This is a genomic window from Micromonospora sp. NPDC047467, from assembly GCF_040643095.1.
In the GTDB taxonomy this organism is placed as follows: domain Bacteria; phylum Actinomycetota; class Actinomycetes; order Mycobacteriales; family Micromonosporaceae; genus Micromonospora.
Genome location: NZ_JBEYTO010000004.1, coordinates 453,903 through 473,859 on the forward strand (window position 1 = coordinate 453,903; position 19,957 = coordinate 473,859).

At 73.2% G+C, this 19,957-nt stretch carries 20 protein-coding genes; 8 read left to right on the plus strand and 12 right to left on the minus strand.

All coding sequences use genetic code 11. The features are described 5' to 3' along the window. Window positions 1-7 precede the first annotated feature (7 nt). Window positions 8-682, minus strand: coding sequence for an NADPH-dependent F420 reductase (locus ABZ780_RS14600; protein WP_357010906.1), 675 nt, complete (start codon window positions 680-682; stop codon window positions 8-10). Window positions 683-1,085: 403 nt separating this feature from the next. Next, window positions 1,086-1,577 carry a glutathione peroxidase gene (locus ABZ780_RS14605; protein WP_357010908.1) on the minus strand — a complete coding sequence of 164 codons (492 nt, stop codon included), beginning with the start codon at window positions 1,575-1,577 and terminating at the stop codon, window positions 1,086-1,088. A gap of 201 nt (window positions 1,578-1,778) precedes the next feature. Here ABZ780_RS14605 and ABZ780_RS14610 point away from each other — a divergent pair, with 201 nt between their 5' ends. From ABZ780_RS14610 to ABZ780_RS14625, 4 genes are all read left to right on the plus strand, one after another. After that, window positions 1,779-3,404, plus strand: coding sequence for a glycosyl hydrolase family 18 protein (locus tag ABZ780_RS14610; protein ID WP_357010910.1), 1,626 nt, complete (start codon window positions 1,779-1,781; stop codon window positions 3,402-3,404). A 178-nt stretch (window positions 3,405-3,582) separates the two neighbouring features. After that, window positions 3,583-4,089 (plus strand): nuclear transport factor 2 family protein, encoded by a 507-nt coding sequence (locus ABZ780_RS14615; protein WP_357486276.1) that lies wholly within the window; start codon window positions 3,583-3,585, stop codon window positions 4,087-4,089. Window positions 4,090-4,177: 88 nt separating this feature from the next. Continuing rightward, complete coding sequence (locus tag ABZ780_RS14620; protein WP_357010914.1) at window positions 4,178-5,584, plus strand: class II 3-deoxy-7-phosphoheptulonate synthase; 1,407 nt, start codon at window positions 4,178-4,180, stop codon at window positions 5,582-5,584. A gap of 69 nt (window positions 5,585-5,653) precedes the next feature. Continuing rightward, on the plus strand, window positions 5,654-6,685 hold the full coding sequence (locus ABZ780_RS14625) for a GntG family PLP-dependent aldolase (protein WP_357486278.1): 1,032 nt from the start codon (window positions 5,654-5,656) through the stop codon (window positions 6,683-6,685). A gap of 171 nt (window positions 6,686-6,856) precedes the next feature. Here ABZ780_RS14625 and ABZ780_RS14630 read toward each other — a convergent pair whose 3' ends face one another. Continuing rightward, on the minus strand, window positions 6,857-7,723 hold the full coding sequence (locus ABZ780_RS14630; protein ID WP_357486279.1) for a deoxyribonuclease IV: 867 nt from the start codon (window positions 7,721-7,723) through the stop codon (window positions 6,857-6,859). 1 nt (window position 7,724) lies between these two features. Next, window positions 7,725-9,710 carry a Stk1 family PASTA domain-containing Ser/Thr kinase gene (gene pknB / locus ABZ780_RS14635; RefSeq protein ID WP_357010920.1) on the minus strand — a complete coding sequence of 662 codons (1,986 nt, stop codon included), beginning with the start codon at window positions 9,708-9,710 and terminating at the stop codon, window positions 7,725-7,727. Window positions 9,711-9,909: 199 nt separating this feature from the next. Here pknB and ABZ780_RS14640 point away from each other — a divergent pair, with 199 nt between their 5' ends. Next, the gene (locus tag ABZ780_RS14640) at window positions 9,910-10,299 is read left to right on the plus strand and encodes an Rv2175c family DNA-binding protein (RefSeq protein ID WP_357010922.1); all 390 of its coding nucleotides are present in this window, start codon (window positions 9,910-9,912) and stop codon (window positions 10,297-10,299) included. Between the two features lie 71 nt (window positions 10,300-10,370). On the opposite strand, the gene ABZ780_RS14645 is transcribed toward ABZ780_RS14640, so the two are convergent. Both ABZ780_RS14645 and ABZ780_RS14650 read right to left on the minus strand, forming a co-directional pair. Further along, window positions 10,371-11,453 (minus strand): polyprenyl synthetase family protein, encoded by a 1,083-nt coding sequence (locus ABZ780_RS14645; RefSeq protein WP_357010924.1) that lies wholly within the window; start codon window positions 11,451-11,453, stop codon window positions 10,371-10,373. Between the two features lie 9 nt (window positions 11,454-11,462). Next, window positions 11,463-11,846, minus strand: coding sequence for a helix-turn-helix domain-containing protein (locus ABZ780_RS14650; RefSeq protein ID WP_357010926.1), 384 nt, complete (start codon window positions 11,844-11,846; stop codon window positions 11,463-11,465). Window positions 11,847-12,091: 245 nt separating this feature from the next. Between ABZ780_RS14650 and metF the strand changes: the two genes are divergently transcribed. Both metF and ABZ780_RS14660 read left to right on the plus strand, forming a co-directional pair. Further along, window positions 12,092-13,009, plus strand: coding sequence for a methylenetetrahydrofolate reductase [NAD(P)H] (gene metF, locus ABZ780_RS14655; protein ID WP_357010928.1), 918 nt, complete (start codon window positions 12,092-12,094; stop codon window positions 13,007-13,009). A 44-nt stretch (window positions 13,010-13,053) separates the two neighbouring features. Then, the gene (locus tag ABZ780_RS14660; protein WP_357010930.1) at window positions 13,054-13,743 is read left to right on the plus strand and encodes a CDP-alcohol phosphatidyltransferase family protein; all 690 of its coding nucleotides are present in this window, start codon (window positions 13,054-13,056) and stop codon (window positions 13,741-13,743) included. 10 nt (window positions 13,744-13,753) lie between these two features. Here the strand turns inward: ABZ780_RS14660 and crtI are convergent, their stop codons facing one another. Genes crtI through ABZ780_RS14690 form a run of 6 tightly spaced genes read right to left on the minus strand, consistent with a single transcriptional unit; the run spans window position 13,754 to window position 19,016 of the window. After that, window positions 13,754-15,241 (minus strand): phytoene desaturase family protein, encoded by a 1,488-nt coding sequence (gene crtI, locus ABZ780_RS14665; protein ID WP_357010932.1) that lies wholly within the window; start codon window positions 15,239-15,241, stop codon window positions 13,754-13,756. A gap of 11 nt (window positions 15,242-15,252) precedes the next feature. Further along, the gene (locus ABZ780_RS14670) at window positions 15,253-16,380 is read right to left on the minus strand and encodes a glycosyltransferase family 2 protein (protein WP_357486281.1); all 1,128 of its coding nucleotides are present in this window, start codon (window positions 16,378-16,380) and stop codon (window positions 15,253-15,255) included. Next, window positions 16,377-17,234 carry a carotenoid biosynthesis protein gene (locus tag ABZ780_RS14675; protein WP_357486283.1) on the minus strand — a complete coding sequence of 286 codons (858 nt, stop codon included), beginning with the start codon at window positions 17,232-17,234 and terminating at the stop codon, window positions 16,377-16,379. The genes ABZ780_RS14670 and ABZ780_RS14675 overlap by 4 nt, the downstream gene beginning before the upstream one ends. Continuing rightward, window positions 17,231-17,782 (minus strand): GNAT family N-acetyltransferase, encoded by a 552-nt coding sequence (locus tag ABZ780_RS14680; protein ID WP_357486285.1) that lies wholly within the window; start codon window positions 17,780-17,782, stop codon window positions 17,231-17,233. Before ABZ780_RS14680 ends, ABZ780_RS14675 begins: the two co-directional genes overlap by 4 nt. Then, window positions 17,779-18,531, minus strand: coding sequence for a monooxygenase (locus ABZ780_RS14685; RefSeq protein ID WP_357486286.1), 753 nt, complete (start codon window positions 18,529-18,531; stop codon window positions 17,779-17,781). The genes ABZ780_RS14680 and ABZ780_RS14685 overlap by 4 nt, the downstream gene beginning before the upstream one ends. Next, window positions 18,528-19,016: a YbaK/EbsC family protein gene (locus ABZ780_RS14690; protein WP_357010942.1), complete on the minus strand. Its 489-nt coding sequence runs from the start codon at window positions 19,014-19,016 to the stop codon at window positions 18,528-18,530. Before ABZ780_RS14690 ends, ABZ780_RS14685 begins: the two co-directional genes overlap by 4 nt. A gap of 430 nt (window positions 19,017-19,446) precedes the next feature. Between ABZ780_RS14690 and ABZ780_RS14695 the strand changes: the two genes are divergently transcribed. Then, the gene (locus ABZ780_RS14695) at window positions 19,447-19,896 is read left to right on the plus strand and encodes an SAV_6107 family HEPN domain-containing protein (RefSeq protein WP_357486287.1); all 450 of its coding nucleotides are present in this window, start codon (window positions 19,447-19,449) and stop codon (window positions 19,894-19,896) included. The last annotated feature ends 61 nt before the right edge of the window (window positions 19,897-19,957 follow it).

Below are 19,957 nucleotides of genomic sequence, written 5' to 3' on the forward strand. Positions count from 1 at the left end.
GTGCTGCTCAGCGGGTGGCGGCGGCCAGCAGGGTCCGCAGCTTCTCGGCGTCGGCCGGGGCCGGGTGTTCCCAGTTGGCCGGGTCGGCGGAGTAGAGCGTGCCGTAGGCCGGGGTGTCCGGCTGGTAGCGCCACCCCTCGTCCAGCGACCCGGCGTCGACGGCGTCGTAGCCGATCCGGTCCAGGAAGGCGGTGACCTCGGCCTTCGCGGCGGCGTCGTCACCGGCGATGGCGAGGGCGCTGCGGTCGGCCGCGCCGGCCGGCCGGGCCAGCGAACCCAGGTGCTTGAAGAAGATGTTGTTGAAGACCTTGACCACCCGAGCCTCGGGCAGGTGCTGCTGGAGCAGTTCGCTGCTGGTGATCTCGCCGGCGTCCAGCTCCGGCATGGTGCCGTCGCGCTGCGGGTAGTAGTTGTTGGTGTCGATGACGACCTTGCCGGTCAGCGGCTCCACGGGCACCGCCCGGTACGCCTTCAGCGGCACGCTGACCACCACCAGGTCACCGACCTGCGCCGCGCCCTGTGCCGTGCCGGCGCTGGCGTGCTCGCCCAACTCCTCGACCAGCCCGGTGAGCGTCTCGGGCCCCCGCGAGTTGCTCAACACGACGTCGTAGCCGGCGGCCACCGCCAACCGGGCCACTGTGCCGCCGATGTTGCCACTGCCGATCAGTCCCACAGTTGTCATGCTGGTCCCCAACTCCGTCCACCCGTGACACATTCCCGACCGGCGCGGTGGGTAATTCGGTTGCCGGGGCGTCGACAGTCCCCCACAGGCCCTCGGAATGCGCTGCCTCGCCGAGGATCGCGCGACCTTCACCGCCAGCACGGACGCATGGCTGCGCCGCGACCCGGTCCAGCACAACGTACTGCCCGAGCTGGCCAAGAATCGGCTCCCCGGTGACGTGCCACCCGTCCGGTAACGAGCGCCCCGCCCCGCCCCCCGCCCGTGCCCCCGCCCCGGCCGCGCCCCGCGCCCGCGCCCCGCCCCCCGCTCGCGTCGATCATGGAGTTGTGGTGGGGGAGGAGTCCGGCAAGATATCGCATACCGGGCACCACAAGTCCATGATCGACGCGGTCGGGAGGGTTGGTTACACCTCGGCGGGGAGCACCTTGTTGATGGCCGCGCGCAACTCGTCGGCGTCGGGTTCGACCGTCGGGGCGAACCGGGCGGCGACCGTGCCGTCGGGGGCCACCAGGAACTTCTCGAAGTTCCAGCGGACGTCCCCGGTGTGCCCGTCGGCGTCCGGGGTGTCGACCAGTGCGGCGTAGAGCGGGTGCCGGTCCGATCCGTTGACGTCGACCTTCTCGGTCAGCGGGAAGGTGACGCCGTAGTTGACCTGGCAGAAGTCGCTGATCTCGGCGGCGGTGCCCGGCTCCTGCCCGGCGAACTGGTTGCACGGCACGCCGAGGACCACCAGGCGCTCGGCGTAGGTGTCCGCGAGGGCCTGGAGCCCGGCGTACTGCGGGGTGAGGCCGCAGCGGGAGGCGACATTGACCACCAGCAGCGCGCGGCCCCGGTACTGGGCGAGGTTGGCGGGGCCGCCGTTGAGGGCGTCGATCGGGATGTCGAAGACGGTCATGGACCCGAGGCTACGCGCGGCGCATCGAGGTCGCCGGGAAGGGCGGGCGGCGGGCCGGCGGGCATCCGGCGAGGGTCCGGCGAGTGCAGTCCACGCACCAAGGGAAATCGAAACATGCACATCTTGACGAAGTGATGACCTCGTGAGTACGGTCTCAGCAATCTCTTTTGGAAAGTTTCCTAACAGTTCGGGAGACGCCTCATGAAAAGATCGCTCCGCCGGGCCCTCTGGGCCGGTGCCGTGGTCGCCGTGACCGTCGCAGCGGTGCCGATGACCACCGCGTTCGGCGCCGGCACGGTCACCACCACGTTCACCAAGGTGCAGGACTGGGGGACCGGTCACGAAACGAGGGTGACCGTCACCAACGGGTCGAGCGCCAGCGTCAGCACCTGGCGCATCGAGTTCGACCTGCCGTCGGGCACCACCATCAGCAGCGCCTGGGACGCCGACGTGACCAGCAGCGGCAACCACTACGTCGCGGTCAAGAAGAGTTGGGCCGGCGCGCTCGCCCCGGGCGCCTCGTTCAACTGGGGCTACAACGGCGCCGGCGCGTACAAGGCGCCGCTGAACTGCACCATCAACGGCGCACCGTGTGGTGGCGGCACCCCGACCACCCCGCCGACCACGGCACCGCCGACCACCACCCCACCCACCACGGCGCCGCCCACGACCGCTCCGCCCACCACGCCACCGCCGACCACCACCCCGCCGGGTGGCAAGAAGGTCGTCGGCTACTTCGCCGAGTGGGGCGTCTACGCCCGCAACTACCACGTCAAGAACATCCAGACCAGCGGCTCCGCCGCCAAGCTGACCCACATCCTGTACGCCTTCGGCAACACCACCGGTGGCCGCTGCTCGATCGGTGACAGCTACGCCGACTACGAGAAGGCGTACACGGCGGCGGACAGCGTCGACGGTGTCGCCGACACGTGGGACCAGCCGCTGCGCGGCAGCTTCAACCAACTGCGCAAGCTCAAGCAGATGAACCCGCACCTCAAGGTCATCTGGTCCTTCGGTGGCTGGACCTGGTCCGGCGGGTTCACCCAGGCCGCACAGAACCCGGCCGCCTTCGCCGAGAGCTGCTACAACCTCGTCGAGGACCCGCGCTGGGCCGACGTCTTCGACGGGATCGACGTCGACTGGGAGTACCCGAACGCCTGCGGCCTGACCTGTGACAGCAGCGGTCCGAACGCGTTCAAGAACGTGATCAGCGCGCTGCGGACGAAGTTCGGCTCCAACGCCCTGGTCACCGCCGCCATCACCGCGGACGGCAGTAACGGCGGCAAGATCGACGCTACCGACTACGCCGGGGCCATCGGCAACCTCAACTGGCTGATGCCGATGACCTACGACTACTTCGGTGCCTTCGCTGCCCAGGGTCCGACCGCCCCGCACTCGCCGCTGACCTCGTACACCGGCATCCCGCAGCAGGGCTTCAACTCCGACGCCGCGATCCAGAAGCTCAAGAGCAAGGGCGTACCGGCCAACAAGCTGCTGCTCGGCATCGGCTTCTACGGTCGGGGCTGGACCGGGGTCACCCAGGCCGCACCGGGTGGCAGCGCCACGGGCGCGGCACCGGGCACCTACGAGGCCGGCATCGAGGACTACAAGGTCCTCAAGAACACCTGCCCGACCACCGGCACGATCGCTGGCACCGCATACGCCAAGTGCGGCAGCAACTGGTGGAGCTACGACACCCCGTCGACCATCAACGGCAAGATGACGTACGCGAAGAACCAGGGCCTCGGTGGCGCGTTCTTCTGGGAACTCTCCGGTGACACCAGCAACGGTGAGCTCATCGGCGCCATCAAGGGCGGTCTCGGCTGAGCCGAGGGCCGACGCACCACCCACACGGCGGGGAGGGACCGCACCGTCTCTCCCCGCCCGTGACGAAGCGGCCCGGTCGACGCAACGCGTCGGCCGGGCCGCCGGCATTGGGCGGTTCCGCCCGGATGTGGCAGACTCGCGGCTCGGCACGTCTCGATCCCCGTCGACGGAGGTGGTCATGCGCCCGATCCACCGCAGGCTGGCGGCGACCGCCGCCGGGCTCGTCCTGCTCCCGGCCGCCCTGGTCGGTTGCGGGATGGGCGGCGACGAGGACGAGGCGGCCAAGCCCGAGCGGGCCCCCGCCGAGGAGGCGGCCACGCGGTCCCGCGAGCGTGTGCAGGCGTACCTCGACGCGATGACCGCCAAGGACGTGGCCGCCGGCCGGAGTCAGCTCTGCGCGCTGCTGCACGACGGCTTCGACGTCGCGGCCACCGGCCCCAACGGCGACTTCGCCGACCACTTCACGGTGCCCGAGGCGACGATCACCGACGTCCGGTCCGGGCCGCGTGGTCAGGAGGTCAGCGTGTCGGTCTCGATCACCGCGGGCAAGAGCAAGATCACCCGGCCGTTGGTGTTCACCGTCACCCGTGACGGTGGCGACTGGTGCATCGCCGAAGAGGCGCCGGGCGGCGCACCGGCCGCCGGTGCGACGCCGCAGGGCGCCGTTCCGTCCCCCGTGTCCTGATTCGCGGTCGCCGGGATCGACCTCCCAACGTGCGGAACCGTCCCCCTCGGCGCTCGGCCGCACCGGGGGTCGCCGTACGCTTTCTGTCATGCGCCATGAGTGGCATCAGCTGAGCCATCCCGGGTTTGGTAACCCGGGTCTGCAGACCAGTCGTCCGACCGCGGACTCCGCCGAGGACGCCGCCCTCGGCCTGGACCGATGGCGGGAGCTTCCCCGCGAGCAGGTCCCGCCGTGGTCCGACCCGGCCGCCGTCGCCGAGGTCTGCAAGGTCCTCGACACCGTGCCGTCGGTCGTCGCGCCCTACGAGGTGGACCAGCTCCGGCAGAAGCTGGCCCTCGTCTGTGAGGGCAAGGCGTTCCTGCTCCAGGGCGGTGACTGCGCCGAGACCTTCGCCGACAACACCGAGAGCCACCTGCTGGCCAATGCCCGCACCCTGCTCCAGATGGCGATCGTGCTCACCTACGGCGCGTCGCTTCCGGTGGTCAAGGTCGCCCGGGTCGCCGGCCAGTACACCAAGCCCCGCTCGCTGCCGACCGACGCCCGTGGCCTGCCCGCCTACCGCGGCGACATGATCAACTCGCTGGAGGCCGACCCGGTCGCCCGGGTCGCCGACCCGCAGCGCATGATCCGGGCGTACGCCAACTCGGCGGCGGCGATGAACATGCTGCGGGCGTACCTCGCCGGTGGCCTCGCCGACCTGCACGCGGTGCACGACTGGAACAAGGGCTTCGTGAAGAACTCCCCGGCGGGGGAGCGCTACGAGGCGATCGCCCGGGAGATCGACCGAGCGCTGGCCTTCATCCGGGCCTGCGGGATGACCGACGACGAGGCGCTGCGGACCGTCACCCTCTACTGCTCCCACGAGGCCCTCGCCCTGGAGTACGACCGGGCGCTCACCCGGGTCTCCGACAGCCGGGCGTACGGGCTCTCCGGGCACTTCCTGTGGATCGGCGAGCGCACCCGACAGATCACCGGCGCGCACATCGACTTCATCTCCCGGATCGCCAACCCGATCGGCGTCAAGCTCGGCCCGACCACCTCCCCGGACGAGGCGATCGAGCTGTGCGAGAAGCTCAACCCGGACAACATCCCCGGCCGGCTCACCCTGATCAGCCGGATGGGCAACCACCGGGTACGCGACGCCCTGCCGCCGATCGTGGCGAAGGTGACCGCCGCCGGCGCCAAGGTGGTCTGGCAGTGCGACCCGATGCACGGCAACACCCACGAGTCGTCCAACGGCTACAAGACCCGGCACTTCGACCGCATCGTCGACGAGGTGCTCGGCTACTTCGAGGTGCACCGGGGCCTGGAGACCCACCCCGGTGGCCTGCACGTCGAGTTGACCGGCGAGGACGTCACCGAGTGCCTCGGCGGCGCCCAGGGCATCGAGGACCTCGACCTGCCCGACCGGTACGAGACCGCCTGCGACCCGCGACTGAACACCCAGCAGTCGCTGGAGTTGGCCTTCCTCGTGGCGGAGATGCTCCGTGGCTGACGCTGCGGACCCCTCTGTCGGCAGCCGAGAAGAATGACCGACCCGCAACCGGCGGTCGAAAGGATGACTGTGGCTGATCTTGTTGACCTGCGCTCCGACACGGTGACCCGGCCCACTGCCGGGATGCGGGAGGCGATGGCCACCGCCGAGGTCGGCGACGACGTCTACGGCGAGGACCCGACCGTCAACGCCCTCGAAGCCGAGGTGGCCGCGCTGTTCGGGCACGAGGCGGCGCTGTTCGCCCCGAGCGGGTCGATGGCCAACCAGATCGCCCTGCAACTGCTGGTGTCGCCCGGCGACGAGCTGCTCTGCGACGCCGACGCGCACGTGGTCACGTACGAGATCGGGGCCGCCGCCGCGTACGGTGGCATCTCCTCGCGGACCTGGCATGCGGTCGGCGCGGACATCGACCCGGAGGTGGTGGCCGGGATGATCCGGCCGGACGGCTTCTTCGCCGTCCCCACCCGCGCGATCGCCGTCGAGCAGACCCACAATCGCGGCGGGGGTGGGGTGATCCCGCTGGCCACCCTGCGGGATCTGCGCGCGGTCGCCGACGACGCGGGCCTAGCGCTGCACTGCGACGGCGCCCGGATCTGGCACGCGCACGTCGCCGACGGGGTGCCGCTGATCGAGTACGGCCGGCTCTTCGACACGCTGTCGGTGTGCCTCTCCAAGGGCCTCGGTGCGCCGGTCGGCTCGCTGGTCGTGGGCAGCGCGGAGAAGATCGAACGGGCCCGGATGATCCGCAAGCGGATGGGCGGCGGCATGCGTCAGGCCGGCATCCTCGCCGCCGCCGGTCGGTACGCGCTCGCGCACCACGTCGACCGGCTGGCTGACGATCACGCGAGGGCGGCCCGGCTCGCCGAGGCGGTCGCGCCGTTCGGTGTGCTGGCCACCACGGTCCGTACCAATCTGGTCGCGCTGGATCTGACCAAGCACGCCCTGGACGCCCGCGCCCTGGCCGCCGCCGCGCGGGCCGAGGGTGTGCTGATCTCAGTGCTCGGCCCCCGCACCGCCCGCCTGGTAACCCACCTGGGCCTCGACGACGAAGGCCTGGACCGAGCGCTAAAAGCCCTACCCCGCATCCTGGCCGCCGCCTAACCCCACCCCGCCCCCCGCCCTGCCGCCCGCCCTGCCGCCCCCTCGCCCCTCCCTGTTGATCATGAAGTTATTGCCACTAGTGCCGGCGGGTCATGGCAATAACTTCATGATCAACGGGCGGAGCAACGGGCGGAGCGACGGGCGGAGTTGGGGTGGGGGCGGGGTCGGGGGCTAGCGGGACAGGCGGGTTAGGGTCTGGATGTCGGCTGTGTGGCCTACGTGCTTTTCGCTGGGGGTCTCCACGACCATCGGGACGCCGGCGGTGGCCGGGTGGGCCATCAGTTCGGCGAAGGCGGGCTCGCCGATGGTGCCCTTGCCGATGTTCTCGTGCCGGTCCCGGGTGGAGCCGCACAGATCCTTCGAGTCGTTGGCGTGCACCAACCGCAGCCGGTCCGCACCCACCGTGGCCACCAGCGTGTCCAGGGTCGCCGTCATGCCACCCTCGGCGGCCAGGTCGTGCCCGGCGGCCCAGGCGTGGCAGGTGTCGAAGCAGACCCCGAGCATGGGGTGCCGGTCCACCGCGTCCAGGTAGGGCCCGAGGTGCTCGACCCGTGAGGCGAGCGACCGGCCGCCGCCCGCGCTCGGCTCCACCAGCAGCATCGGCCCGCCGGCCTCGGCGGCCCAGTCGAGCAGGGGCAGCAGCTCTTGGCGGACCTGCCGCATCGCCGTCTCGGCGTACCCCTCGTCCACCGAGCTGCCGGCGTGGAACACCACCGCCCGGGCACCGATCGCCACGCCCCGGCGTAGCGCGTGTGCCAGCGTCTGTGCCGACTTCTCGACCGTGGCCGGCGTGGGGGAGCCCAGGTTGACCAGCAGCGAGGCGTGGATGAACGCCGGGATGCCCCGCTCGGCGCAGCCGTCGCGGAACAGCGCGTCCTGCGTCGGATCGCCCGAGGGCAACGCCCAGCCCCGCGAGTTGGAGACGTAGACCTGCACCACCTCGGCGCCGGTCGCGTCGAGGTACGGCAGGGCGGCTCTGGCGAGCCCACCGGAGGTGGGGGTGTGCGCGCCGACCGGGCGGGAACGGGTCACCGGCATGTCAGAGGCACCCGATGGTGACCTGGGTGCCCGGCGGCACCTGCGAATTCTCGCCCGGGTTCTGGAAGCGCACGGTGGCGTTCGGGTTGAACTGGACCGCCACCGGGAAGCCCTGGCCCTCCAACACCTGCTTGGCCTGCTGGCAGGGCAGGTCGACGACGCGGGGCACGACGACCAGCGGCGGCCCCTTGCTGACATCCAGCTTGACCTGGGCGCCCTTCTCCACGCCGGTGCCGTCGGCCGGGCTCTGGCCGAGGATCTCGTCCTTGGGCTTGTCGGAGTCCTTGGGGGTCTCCACCGGCACCAAGCCGAGCCCGGCCAGGGTGGCACGGGCCTCGGTCAGGCTCTTGCCGACCAGATTCGGCACCGACACCGGTGCCCGGCCACGGCTCAGAATGAGGGTGATCTTCGTGCCCGGCTTGACCTCGGCGCCGACCTTCGGGTTGCTGTCCAGGACGACGCCGGCGGGCAGGGTGTCGTCGTAGCGGGCGGTGCCCTTGGCCACCACCAGCTTCGCGTTGACCAGGTCCGCCTCGGCCAGCTCGTACTCCTTGCCGATCACGTCCGGCACCGGGAAGCGCTCCGGGCCGAGGGAGAGGGTCAGGGTGATCACGCCACCCTTGACGATCTTGGTGGTCGACGCGGGGCTCTGCTCCAGCACGCTGTCCTTCGGGGCCGTCTCGTCAAAGCGCGGCTCCCCGTACGCCAGGGTCAGACCGGCACGCTCGGCCTGCGCCTGCGCGTCGGCCTTGCTCAGGCTCACCAGTTGCGGTGCGGCCGTGTAGCGGCCGGAACCGAACCACCAGCCGCCGATCGCGGCCACCAGCCCCAGCGTCACCACCACGGCCGCGACGGCCAGCCGGCCCCGCGGGTTGCCCATCACCGTGCTGCGCAGCGCGGCGAGTCGGGCACCCAGGCCCTCGGACGGCTCCGGGGCGGCCCGCCGTCGACCCGGCCCCTGGCCACCGCCCTCGGGCAGGCGGGCCCAGGCCGGACGCTCGGCCGGGCGGACCGTGGCGACCATCATCGTCGGCTGGGAGACCGGCGTCTCGTCGGCCACCCGGTGGATCACGGCGGTGCTGCTGTTGACGTCGCCCAGTTGGTCCCGGGCGAACTGCACCTCGGCCAGCAGGGCCCCGGCGTCGGCGGGCCGGGCGTCGGGATCGCGCCGGGTGGCCCGCTGAACCAGGCCGTCGAGGACCGACGGCAGGCCGGGCACCAGCGTCGAGGGCGCCGGTACGTCGCGGTCGACGTGCTGCCAGGCGACGTCCACCGGGCGGTCCCCGTCGTAGGGCACCCGGCCGGTGAGCATCTCGAACAGCACGATCCCGGCGGAGTAGACGTCCGTGCGCGGGTCGGCCCGACCCTCGGTGACCAGCTCCGGGGCGACGTACGCCACGGTGGCCATCAACTGGTTGCCCTGCTCGTCGTCGGCGCTCGCCTCGACGGCGCGGGCCAGCCCGAAGTCGGCCACCTTGACGACGCTGTCGACCAGGTTGGCGACGCCGCCGGTGGGTGCCTCGGCGACCAGCACGTTCTCCGGCTTGACGTCGCGATGCACCAGGCCGGCCCGGTGCGCGGCGGCGATCGCGGCGAGCATCTGCTCGACGATGGCCAGGGCCTCGTCCGGGTTGAGTCGGCGTCGCTCGGCCAGCACGTCGCGCAGCGTGCGACCGCGGACGTACTCCATCACCAGGTATGGCAGGCCGGCGTGGGTGCCCTGGTCGTAGACCGCCACCACGTTCGGGTGGGTCAGCCGGGCGATGGTCTTCGCCTCGTCGGTGAACCGGGCCACGAAGTTGGCGATGCGGGCCCGCGCCTCGGACGCCTGGGTCGGGTGAATGATCTTGACAGCGACGGTGCGCTCAAGGCGTTCGTCGGTTGCGGTGTACACGGTCGCCATGCCGCCACGGGCCACGCGACCGCGAATGCGGTAGCGCCCGTCGATCAGCGAGCCCAGCAACGTGTCGGCGACCTGTGTGTCCATCGGCAGGGAGTCTATGTGTCCAGGGGGCGAAGGTTGAACAGGATGCTACAGGCCGGGGTCACACCCGGGCCGTCCTGTCGAGGTCGGGGCGCTCGGTCCGGCCCTGATCCGCTGCTCATGCCGGGTCCCGGATCGGGCGCGGACGGGCCGTTCGGGGTGCCGGTGGCTCCCCGCGGCGGCGGCGTGGCAGGGTGATCGGGTGACCGAACCCGTACCCGATGAGGCCGTGCCCGGCCCCGAGCTCGCCGGCCCCACCGACCCGGCCGGCTGGCTCACCCTGCCCGACGTCGCCGAGCGCCTCGACGTGTCAATCAGCAAGGTGCACCAGATGATCCGCGACCGGGAGCTGCTGGCGGTCCGCCGCGACGGCATCCGCCGGGTGCCGGCGGAGCTGGTGGCCAACGATGTGGTGCGCAAGCACCTGCCCGGCGTGCTCAACCTGCTCTCCGACAACGGCTACGACGACGAGGCGGCGCTGCGCTGGCTCTACGAGCCGGACGACACCCTGCCCGGCGCCACCCCGGCCGCCGCCCTCTCCGGCGACCAGGCCCGCGAGGTCAAACGCCGAGCCCAAGCCCTCGGCTTCTGACCCCTCTCATCCCCGTTGATCATGAGGTTGGCGGCACCCGCGCCGGCAATCTCATGATCAACCGGAGGGGGTTAGTCGGTGCGGCGGGTGGCGGCTATGGCCAGGTCGACCAGGGCCTGGCGGGCCTCGGTGTCGAGGTCGACAGCGGCGAGAGCCGCCAGCGCGGTGTCGGTGAGTGTGACGATCCGTTGCTCGGTGCGGGCCAGTGCCCCGCTCGCGGTGATCAGCTCGCGGAGCCGGGTCACCCCCTGCTCGTCCAGGGCCGGGTCGCCGAGCCGGTTCAGCAGCAACTCCCGGCCCGCGTCGTCGGTGGCCTCCAGGGCCGCCGCCACCAGGTAGGTGCGCTTGCCCTCGCGCAGGTCGTCCCCGGCCGGCTTGCCGGTCTGCGCCGGGTCGCCGAAGACCCCCAGCACGTCGTCGCGCAGTTGGAACGCCTCACCCAACGGCAGCCCGTACGCCGAGTAGGTTGTCCGTACGTCGTCCGTCGCGTCGGCCAGCGCGGCGCCGAGCAGCAGCGGCCGTTCGACCGTGTACTTCGCCGACTTGTACCGGGCGACCTTGCTGGCCCGTTCCACCGACGTGTCCCCGGTGACCTGGGTCAACACGTCGAGGTACTGCCCGACGGTGACCTCCGTGCGCATCTCGTCGAAGACCGGCCGGGCACGGGCCACCGCCCGTAGATCCAGACCGGCGGAGTGCAGCAGCTCGTCGGACCACACCAGGCAGAGGTCGCCGAGCAGGATCGCGGCCGAGTCACCGAACCCGTCCGGGTCACCGCCCCAGCCGGCCGCCCGGTGCTGGGTGGCGAACCGCCGGTGCACCGCCGGCTCACCGCGGCGGGTGTCGGAGCGGTCCATCAGGTCGTCGTGGATCAGGGCGCTGGCCTGCACGAACTCCAGCGCGGCCAGGGCGGTGAGGACCTGGTCGGAGTCCACCCCGCCGGCACCCCGGAACCCCCAGTACGCGAAGGCCGGCCGCAGGCGCTTGCCGCCGCCGAGCACGAACGCCTCGATGGCCTCCGCCACCGGGTTGAGGGCCTGGTCCACCCGGGTCAGCCGCGCCCGCTGGCCGGCCAGGAACTCGGTGAGGGCCTTGTCGACCCGCTGCCGCAGGTCGGCGCGGTCGACGGGGGACACGGGAGCAGCGTGGGTCACGCCACGACGCTAGCGGGTCGCCACGGCCCGCGTTGTACCGGCACGTGGTCCGTTTTGCGCGGACCGGGCCCGCCCGCCCGGCCGTGTGCCCGCCGTGCCGGCCCGGCCCGGCCCGGCGGCCCGCGCCGGACCGGCTCGTCGGGCGCTCGCGGCGGCCTCGGCGAGCACCACCAGCGGCACGTCCAGCACGACGGCGAGCCAGCCGAGCCAGAACCCTCCCGGTATGCGTCGTTGCCGCTCCCACCGGGACACCTCGTGCCTGCTCAGGGTCGGCACGCCGGCGGCGGCGCACAACTCGGCGGCGGTGCGCTGCTGGCTCCAACCCCGGGCGAGTCGGCACCGGGCCAGGAGCGGCCCGAGCGGGGTGGGGCGCGGTGGTGTGGGCGAGGTCATCGGGCCTCCCGGCGGGGCGTCGGCGCGGCGGCACCCGCTCGCCCACGGGCGAGACCGGAGCCACTCTCGGCTGTGCGACCCCCGCGCCGGATCTCGGGCCGCCCCCGCCGCCCCTCCCGCGCCACCCCTTCCTACCCCGGGGGTACGACGGCTTTCCCCCGCCGGACCGGCACGCGCCCGCCGAACTGTGGGAGGCGGTGGGAAGCACCTGGGTGTCGATGGCCCCGCCAGCTAGAGTCGGGGACGTGGCGCTCGGTCTTCCCTCGGTCCTCCCCAATCCCCAGCCGGCGATCGGGGAGCTCATCCGTGACCGTCAGCCGACCTTCTCGTTCGAGTTCTTCCCGCCCAAGACCGAGGCGGGAGAGCTGCTGCTCTGGCAGGCCATCCGCGAGTTGGAGTCGCTGCGCCCGTCGTTCGTGTCGATCACCTACGGGGCGGGCGGCTCGACCCGGGACACCACCGTCGCGGTGACCGAGCGGATCGCCACCGAAACCACCCTGCTGCCGATGGCCCACCTCACCGCCGTCGACCACTCCGTGGCCGAGTTGCGGCACGTGATCGGCCGGCTCGCCGGGGTGGGGGTGCGCAACGTGCTGGCGGTGCGTGGTGACCCGCCCGGCAACCCGGGCGGCGAGTGGGTCCGGCACCCCGAGGGCGTCGACTACGCCGAGGACCTGGTGCGCCTGGTACGCGACTCCGGCGACTTCAGCGTGGGCGTGGCGGCCTTTCCGTACAAGCACCCCCGCTCGGTCGACGTGGCCAGCGACACCGCGCACTTCGTCCGCAAGTGCCGGGCCGGCGCCCAGTTCGCGATTACGCAGATGTTCTTCGACGCCGACGACTACCTGCGGCTGCGTGACCGGGTGGCCGCGGCCGGCTGCGACACCCCGATCCTGGCCGGGGTGATGCCGGTTACCCAGATCCGCACCATCGAGCGGTCGGTGCAGCTGTCCGGGGCGCCCTTTCCGACGGCGCTGGCGGCCCGCTTCGAGCGGGTCGCCGACGATCCGGAGGCGGTCCGCCAGCTCGGCATCGAGCAGGCCAGCGAGATGTGCCGTCGGCTGCTGGACGAGGGCGTGCCGGGCATCCACTTCATCACCCTCAACCGGTCCACGGCGACCCGCGAGGTCTGGCAGAACCTCAAGGCCGGCGCGCGGGTGTGAACACGGGGTCCGCGACACCTGATGCTCGGCACGACGGTTGATCCGTGGTGGGCACACAGCTGAACTGGGACCAGTACGCCACGGCGTGGGCGCGGCTGCACGGCGGGTTCGACCCTCGGGCCGCCGCGCCGGTGGTCCGCGCCTGGCTGCGGTTCTCCTACCACGTCGGGTATGTGCTGGGCCGGCTGCGGGTCGGCCCCACCGCGGTCACCGTGGCCGGGGTGCTGCTCTGCTTCTGCGTACCGTTGCTGGCCACCCGGCCGGCGGACGGGCCGTTCCTCGGCGCGCTGTTCGTGCTGCTCGCCGCGGTGGCCGACAGCGTTGACGGGGCGGTGGCGGTCGCCACCGGCCGCACCACCCGGCTCGGCTACGTCTACGACTCGGTCGCCGACCGGCTCGGCGAGGTGGCCTGGCTGCTGGCGTTCTGGCTGGTCGGCGCGCCGGGCGCGCTGGTCGTCGCGGGCGGCGCGTTGTCCTGGCTGCACGAGTACGTCCGTGCCCGCGCGGTCTCCGCCGGGATGCGCGAGATCGGCGCGGTGACCGTCGGCGAACGACCCACCCGGGTGTCGGTCGCGCTGGCCGGGCTGCTGATCGCCGGGCTGGCCGGGTTGATCGAGCCGGATCTGGCCGCTGGCACCATCACCATGGCGACCGCGGTGTGGGTGCTGCTGGCCGGCTTCGGTTTGGGGCAGTTGCTCTCCACGGTCCGCCGCGCGCTGCTCGACGCCGGCTGAGCGACAGGGCTTACCAGGCGGGGCCGATCTCGTCGGCGACGATCTGCGCGGAGAGGGTCACCATCGGCAGGCCACCGCCCGGGTGGCTGGAGCCGCCCACCAACCACAGGCCGTGCGCCGGACCCCGGTTGGCCGGGCGGAGCAGCCCACCGGCGGTCCCGTAGATCACGCCGCCGGGCGCTCCGGTCGCCGCGTCCAGGTCGGCCGGGGTGCGGACCTCGCGGAACAGCAGCCGGTCGCGGACGTCCACGCCGCGCTGCGCCAGCACCTCCAGGATCCGGTCGGCGTACGCGTCGGCCAGCCCCGGGCGTCGCCAGTCGACAGCGCCACCGGAGGTGCCCTGCCGAGCGGCGTTGACCAGCACGAACCACGCCTCGTGCCCGGCCGGGCGGACCATCGGGTCGTCGGCGACGGTGACGAACACCGTCGGGTCGACCGCCGGCCGGGCCCGTACGCCCCGCCCCGGATCACCGAAGACCGCGTCGAACTCCGCGTCGTAGTCGCGCGGGAAGAAGACGTTGTGGTGCGCCAGCCCGGTGCTGCCGGAGACGCCGAGCAGCAGCACGAAACCGGCCAGGCTGCGGTCGCTCAGCCCGGCCAGCCGACGCGCGTGCGGCAGCAGATCACGGTAGACGGTGAGCGCGTCCACGTTGGCCACCACCACGTCGGCGGGCACCGGCGCGGCGATGCCGGCGAGGCGTACCCCGTGCACCCGGCCGCCCGCCGCGTCGATCCGGGTCACCGTGGCGCCGGTCTGCACGACCACGCCGAGGTCCAGGCAGCGGGTCAGCAGCGCGTCGGCGAGCGTGCCCAGCCCGCCGCGCAGGTACCAGCCGCCGAAGGTCAACTCGGCGTAGGGGACGGCGACCAGCGCCGCCGGCGCGCGGCGCGGGTCGGCGCCGGTGTAGGTGGCGTACCGGTCCAGCAGCATCCGCAGCCGCGGGTCGGACAGGTGCCGGCGGCCCAACCCGCGCAGGGTGCGGCCCGGCGCGATGGCGGCCAGGTCACCGACGCGCCAGGCCAGCGACGCCAGGTCGCGGGGGGAGTCGACGGCGCGGCGCAGGATGTCCCGCGAGGAGGCGTTCCACACCCGGGCGGCCCGGCGCCACAGCCGCTGCCAGTCGGCCGCCGCCCGGTCACCGAAGGCGGCCCCGATCCGGTCGGCGAACTCCACCGGATCGGCGCAGGAGTCCAGCGCGGGACCGTCGCCTCCGAAGACGTGCCGGACGATCGGGTCCAGCGGCGCCAGGTCCAGGTATTCGTCGAGCTTCGCCCCGGTCGCCTCGAACAGGTCGTGGAAGACCTCGGGCAGGGTGAGCAGGCTCGGCCCGGTGTCGAAGTGGAACGACCCGGCCGGGGTGTCGTGCACGTACCGGCCGAGCTTGCCTCCGACGGTGTCGGCGGCCTCGAAGACGGTCACCTGGTGCCCGGTTGCGGCCAGCCGGGCGGCGGTGGCCAGGCCACCCACCCCGGCGCCGACGACCACGATCCGCGCCATGCCGCGTCCTCCTAGCTGACCGGGCGGCCCCGCCAGGTCAGGCGGTGTCGCTTTCGCAGATGGTACGACCGCAGGGTCAGCCAACCGAGGACCACGACCGACACGGGGTGTGCGAGCGCGTCGGGCCACCACCGGCCCCCCGTCGACCGGGCGGTGAGCACCCGCCCGGCCACCCCGAGCAGGTAACCGGCCAGGCCCACGGCGGCCACCCCCGGCGCGCCGGCCACCACGCCGGCCAGCGCGACCAGCGGCGGGGCGGTGTAGAGCAGGAGCAGCATCGCCACCACGACGGCCGCCGCGCCCGGATGCCCGAACGTCGCCCACAGCGACTTCGAGTACCCGTCGCGCAGTTGCGGCCAGTCGTCGTACATCCGGCAGGTGGCCAGGCGGGAGCCGTCCGCCAGGGCGATCCGCCCACCGGCCCGCTTGACCGCCCGGGCCAGCTCGACGTCCTCCAGGATCTTGTCGGCGACCGCGACGTGCCCGCCGGTGGCGGTGTAGCCGGCCCGGTCCAGCACCAGGAACTGCCCGCCCGCGGCGGCCAGCGACGGCCGCCGCGAGCGTTCCATCGCGCGCAGCGGCAGGAACGTCAGCCAGAGCCACTGGAGCAGGGGCTGCACCAGCCGGTCGGCCGCCGTCGCCACCACGATCCGGGGGTACGGCGACAGCAGCGTCGCGCCGGCGGCGCGCAGTTCGGTGACGGCGGCGGCCACGGCGTGCGGGGCGAGCACCACGTCGGCGTCGACGAAGACCAGCACGGTGGCGGCCGGGTCGGCCCGGGTGGCCAGCTGCCAGCAGGCGTGTGGTTTGCCCAGCCAGCCCGGCGGCGGGGCGACCCCGCTGAGCAGGGTGACCCTCGGGTCGTCGCCGACCACCGCGCGGACCACGTCGGCGGTGCCGTCGGTGGACCCGTCGTCGAGGACAACGATGCGCAGGTCGGGCACGCCCCGCTGGGCGAGCAGGGCGCGCAGGCAGTCGGTGACCCGGGCCGCCTCGTCGCGCAGCGGCAGCAGCACGGCCACCGGCTCGTCGATCTCGTCCGGCCGGTCGGTGGGCCGGCGCAGCCAGCGGGCGGCGTTGAGCCAGGTGTGCCCGGTCAGCGCGGCAACGGCGACCAGCAGGACCAGCAGGACGGTCATCGGGTCGCGTCGACGCCGGGGCGGGCCGGCTGGTGGTCGTCCCGGAGCGTGTCGCCGGCCCGGCGGGCGCGCAGCAGGGTCACCGCCAGCGGTACGGCGGTCACCGCCATCCCGGCCGCGCCCCAGAGCGCCGAGGCGGGCAGGTCGAGGAAGACCGCGTGGGCCAGGATGCTGGAGAAGTACGTCCACAGGTAGAGCGCGAACATCGGGTGATCGCGCTGGTCGGTGCGTTCGACGGCCGGGCCGGCCAGTGGGCGCAACGCGCTCATCATCAGCACCGCGAAGAGCAGCCAGCCCAGGTAGTTGCTGACCGGGATGCCGGGCAGGCCGGGCAGCGCCGGGGTGGCGTTGCGCCAGACCCAGTAACCCTCGGCGACCATCTGCGGGTCGAGGAAGAGATCCCAGGCGGCCAGCCCCACCGTGGCCAGCGCGATCCGCCCCACCCACCGGCCGGCCGTCGAGGCGTTGCCGCTGGCCGTCGGGCCGCTGCCGCCGGTCAGGCGGACTGCGGCGAGCCAGGCCGGCCAGGCCATCCAGGTCCAGGCCAGCGGGATGATCAGCGGCACCCCGGCCAGCTTGGGGCCGAGCTCACCGGAGTAGTCGTAGCTGCCGAACGGCACACCGGTGGCCACCCCGATCGCCTCGATCGCGAACCCTCCGCCGGTGGCCACCGCGACCAGCGCGGCCGCGACCCGGGGCCCTCGACTGAGCAGCGCGTGGCCGACCGAGAGCAGCCAGCCGAGCACGACGGTGGCCACGGTCAGCCCGGCCCGGGTGTCGCCGGTGGTGAGCGGGTAGCAGATCTGGGCGAGCACCAGGACGCCGAGCAGCGTCCAGGAGATCCGCCGGGTCATGACGCCGGTGGATCGAGCGGCAGGTCCCGCCCGAGCACGCCGAACGGCCGGTCGTCGCCGGGGAAGTGGAAGTCGCGCAGCACGTCGACGAAGCCGAACCGCCGGTACAGCCGCCAGGCCCGCGAGGTCTGCTCCTCGGCCTCCGGGGTGGACAGCAGCGTGGTGTCGCCCTCGGCCATCGTGAGCAGCGCCCGCAGTTGGCCGGCGCCCAGCCCGTGCCCCTGCGCCGGCGGCCGGACGTGCAGCTCGACCACCTCGAAGCAGTGGGTGAGCCAGCGCTGCCGGGTCGGGGCGTCCAGTGCCCTGTGCACCTGGTCGTGCCACCACTGGCCGGGGCCGCCCAGGTAGCCGTAGCCGAAGCCGGCGAGGTGCCCCTCGCTGGTCAGGCTGGCCACGGCCCGGAAACCGGGCCGGCGGACGTGGGTGGCGATGTAGCCGCGCCGGGCCTCCAGCAGGTCGGTGCGGTATCCCATCGCCTCGCCGTAGACGGCCACCACGTCGTCCAGCCGTCGGACGAGATCGTCCGGCGTCCAGCGCACCAACCTCATGCCCGTCCATCCTTCACCGTTGCGGGGTCGCCGTCGACGACCCACCCGAGCACCGTCCGGTCGCCGACCACGTCGCGTACCTCGAACCGGGCGAACAGCTCCTCGGCGTACCAGCCCGCAGTGGGGGTTCGCATGATCGCCGCCCGATGCTCCGGGTGACGGTACGCGAACGCCACCAGGTCCGTCGGGTCGCGCCACACGCTGACCGTGCCCTGCCAACCCAGCGGAGCCTCACCGACGCCGAACCGGGCCAGCAGCCCGGGCGCGTCGCGCAGGGCGGCGGCCACCGGCGGGATCGCCCGCCAGAAGGTGGCCGCCCGGCGGGCACGCAACCGGGCCCGGGTCAGCGCCAGGACCGGGCCGGTGACCCGGCCGCCCGGCGGCTCGCCGAACGGCCGCTGGCCGGACCACTCGCCCCGGCTGCTCAGCGGGCGCAGGTCGACCCGGGCCTGGGCGAGGGCGATCCGCGCCCAGGCGCGCCCGACCGGCGAGTCGTCGAAGCCGGCCGCCGCGGCGGGGGAGTCCCACACGGTCAGCGCCGCCCACCGGGTCAGGTCGGCGTCCGCCGGCCCGAAGCCGGTGCCGGTCCCGGTGCCCAGCAGCTTGCCGAACCGGACGCCGGGCAGGGCCCGCAGCCGGCGCGGGTCCACCGCCATCCTGGTCAGCGCCCGGGGCAGCGCGCCCCGGGCGGTCCGCCACACGTGCAGGGTGACCAGCTCCGGTACGGCGTTGCTGGTCCGCTCGCTCACGCCACCTCGGCCGGTGTGCCGGCGGTGACCCGCAGCAGCTCGGCGTAGGTGGTCGGGAAGACCGCCTGCGGTACGCCGCCCGCGGCCCAGATCTCCGGGTACGCCGCCAACGCCTGGTCCACCAGGGTGCGTAGCGCCTGCGGGTGCCCGAGCGGGGCGACCCCGCCGATCGGCTGCCCGGTGTGCGCCCGGACGAACTCCGGGGTGGCCCGGCGCAACCGGGTGACCCCGATCGACGCGGCAAGTCCGGCGGTGTCCACCCGGTGCGCGCCGGAGGTGAGCACGAGCAGCGGCTCGCCGTCCGCGTCGAAGATCAGCGAGTTGGCGATCTGGCCAACCTCGACGCCGAGCGCCTCGGCGGCCGCCACCGCGGTGTGCACCGCGTCGGGCAGCAGGCGGACCGTGCTGGGTCGGCCGGCGCCGTCGAGCGCACCGGCGCCGTCGAGTGCGTCCTGCACCGCCCGTACGTTCGGGTGTGGCTGCATGTCGCCATTCTTCACGGTCCGCCCGCGAACGGTTCAGCCGGCGCGTCACACGTTGCGTTTTCGTCGGAGGGGAGGTGTACTGTCAACAGCAGTTAGAACGAGTGTTCGATTGCCTCGTACGCTCGTTCCAACCAGCCGGAGCGCGGTGTTTCGCGGCGCCAGCTCCGGGCGGTGCGGCTCCGCGGGCCGCACCTGGGTTTCCGGGCAGTCGCGAGCCCGGTCCCGACAGGCAGGAGCGTCGCCCGCCGCCCACGACCCCCGGGCGGCGGGCGACGAACCCGCCGGTACGCCGGCCGGGTGTGGTGTGGGGAAGCATCCACACCCGGCCGGCCATCCCCGGTGCGTCTTCCTCCGCACCACCCGACCTCGGCGTCTCGCCGGCGGCACCTCTGCGCCGGTCGACGCCCCGGCCACGTGGAGGAGACAGTCCATGCCGACCAACCCGGCTCAGGCACCGACGGTGCCGGCGCACGTGTTGCCGCACCGCACCCCCACCCAACTCCTCACGTTGGCCCGGCGCGGGCTGGTCGAGGCCGGCCAGACCCGCCCCGACGGTCTGCGCTACGCGGCCGCCCACCTGGCGGCGCTGCGCGCGGCGGCCGCCCTGCTCGCCGCCCGGGCCCGGCCCGCGCCGAGCCGGCGCAACCGGATCACCAGCGTCTGGGTCCTGCTCTGCGCCGTCGCCCCCGAGCTCGACGAGTGGGCGCGCTTCTTCGCCGCCGGGGCCAGCAAGCGGGCCGCCGCCGAGGCCGGCATTCCGCGGGTGGTCAGCGCCCGGGAGGCCGACGACCTGCTCCGCGCGGCCGAACAGTTCGTCACGGTGGTGGAGACCGCGCTCGGCGTGGCCCACCAGCCGGCCCTGGACGGCCTCGTCGCCTGACCCCGTCGTGACGTCGGCCGTCCGGCGGCCGGCGTCACGACGTGCCGGTCCTGATCTGTTC

Coding starts and splice junctions, on each gene's coding strand:
- ABZ780_RS14600 (WP_357010906.1), bottom strand. CDS start 682: ATGACAACTGTGGGACTGATCGGCAGTGGCAACATCGGCGGCACAGTG.
- ABZ780_RS14605 (WP_357010908.1), bottom strand. CDS start 1,577: ATGACCGTCTTCGACATCCCGATCGACGCCCTCAACGGCGGCCCCGCC.
- ABZ780_RS14610 (WP_357010910.1), top strand. CDS start 1,779: ATGAAAAGATCGCTCCGCCGGGCCCTCTGGGCCGGTGCCGTGGTCGCC.
- ABZ780_RS14615 (WP_357486276.1), top strand. CDS start 3,583: ATGCGCCCGATCCACCGCAGGCTGGCGGCGACCGCCGCCGGGCTCGTC.
- ABZ780_RS14620 (WP_357010914.1), top strand. CDS start 4,178: ATGCGCCATGAGTGGCATCAGCTGAGCCATCCCGGGTTTGGTAACCCG.
- ABZ780_RS14630 (WP_357486279.1), bottom strand. CDS start 7,723: ATGCCGGTGACCCGTTCCCGCCCGGTCGGCGCGCACACCCCCACCTCC.
- pknB (WP_357010920.1), bottom strand. CDS start 9,710: ATGGACACACAGGTCGCCGACACGTTGCTGGGCTCGCTGATCGACGGG.
- ABZ780_RS14650 (WP_357010926.1), bottom strand. CDS start 11,846: ATGACCTCGCCCACACCACCGCGCCCCACCCCGCTCGGGCCGCTCCTG.
- crtI (WP_357010932.1), bottom strand. CDS start 15,241: ATGGCGCGGATCGTGGTCGTCGGCGCCGGGGTGGGTGGCCTGGCCACC.
- ABZ780_RS14670 (WP_357486281.1), bottom strand. CDS start 16,380: ATGACCGTCCTGCTGGTCCTGCTGGTCGCCGTTGCCGCGCTGACCGGG.
- ABZ780_RS14675 (WP_357486283.1), bottom strand. CDS start 17,234: ATGACCCGGCGGATCTCCTGGACGCTGCTCGGCGTCCTGGTGCTCGCC.
- ABZ780_RS14680 (WP_357486285.1), bottom strand. CDS start 17,782: ATGAGGTTGGTGCGCTGGACGCCGGACGATCTCGTCCGACGGCTGGAC.
- ABZ780_RS14690 (WP_357010942.1), bottom strand. CDS start 19,016: ATGCAGCCACACCCGAACGTACGGGCGGTGCAGGACGCACTCGACGGC.
- ABZ780_RS14695 (WP_357486287.1), top strand. CDS start 19,447: ATGCCGACCAACCCGGCTCAGGCACCGACGGTGCCGGCGCACGTGTTG.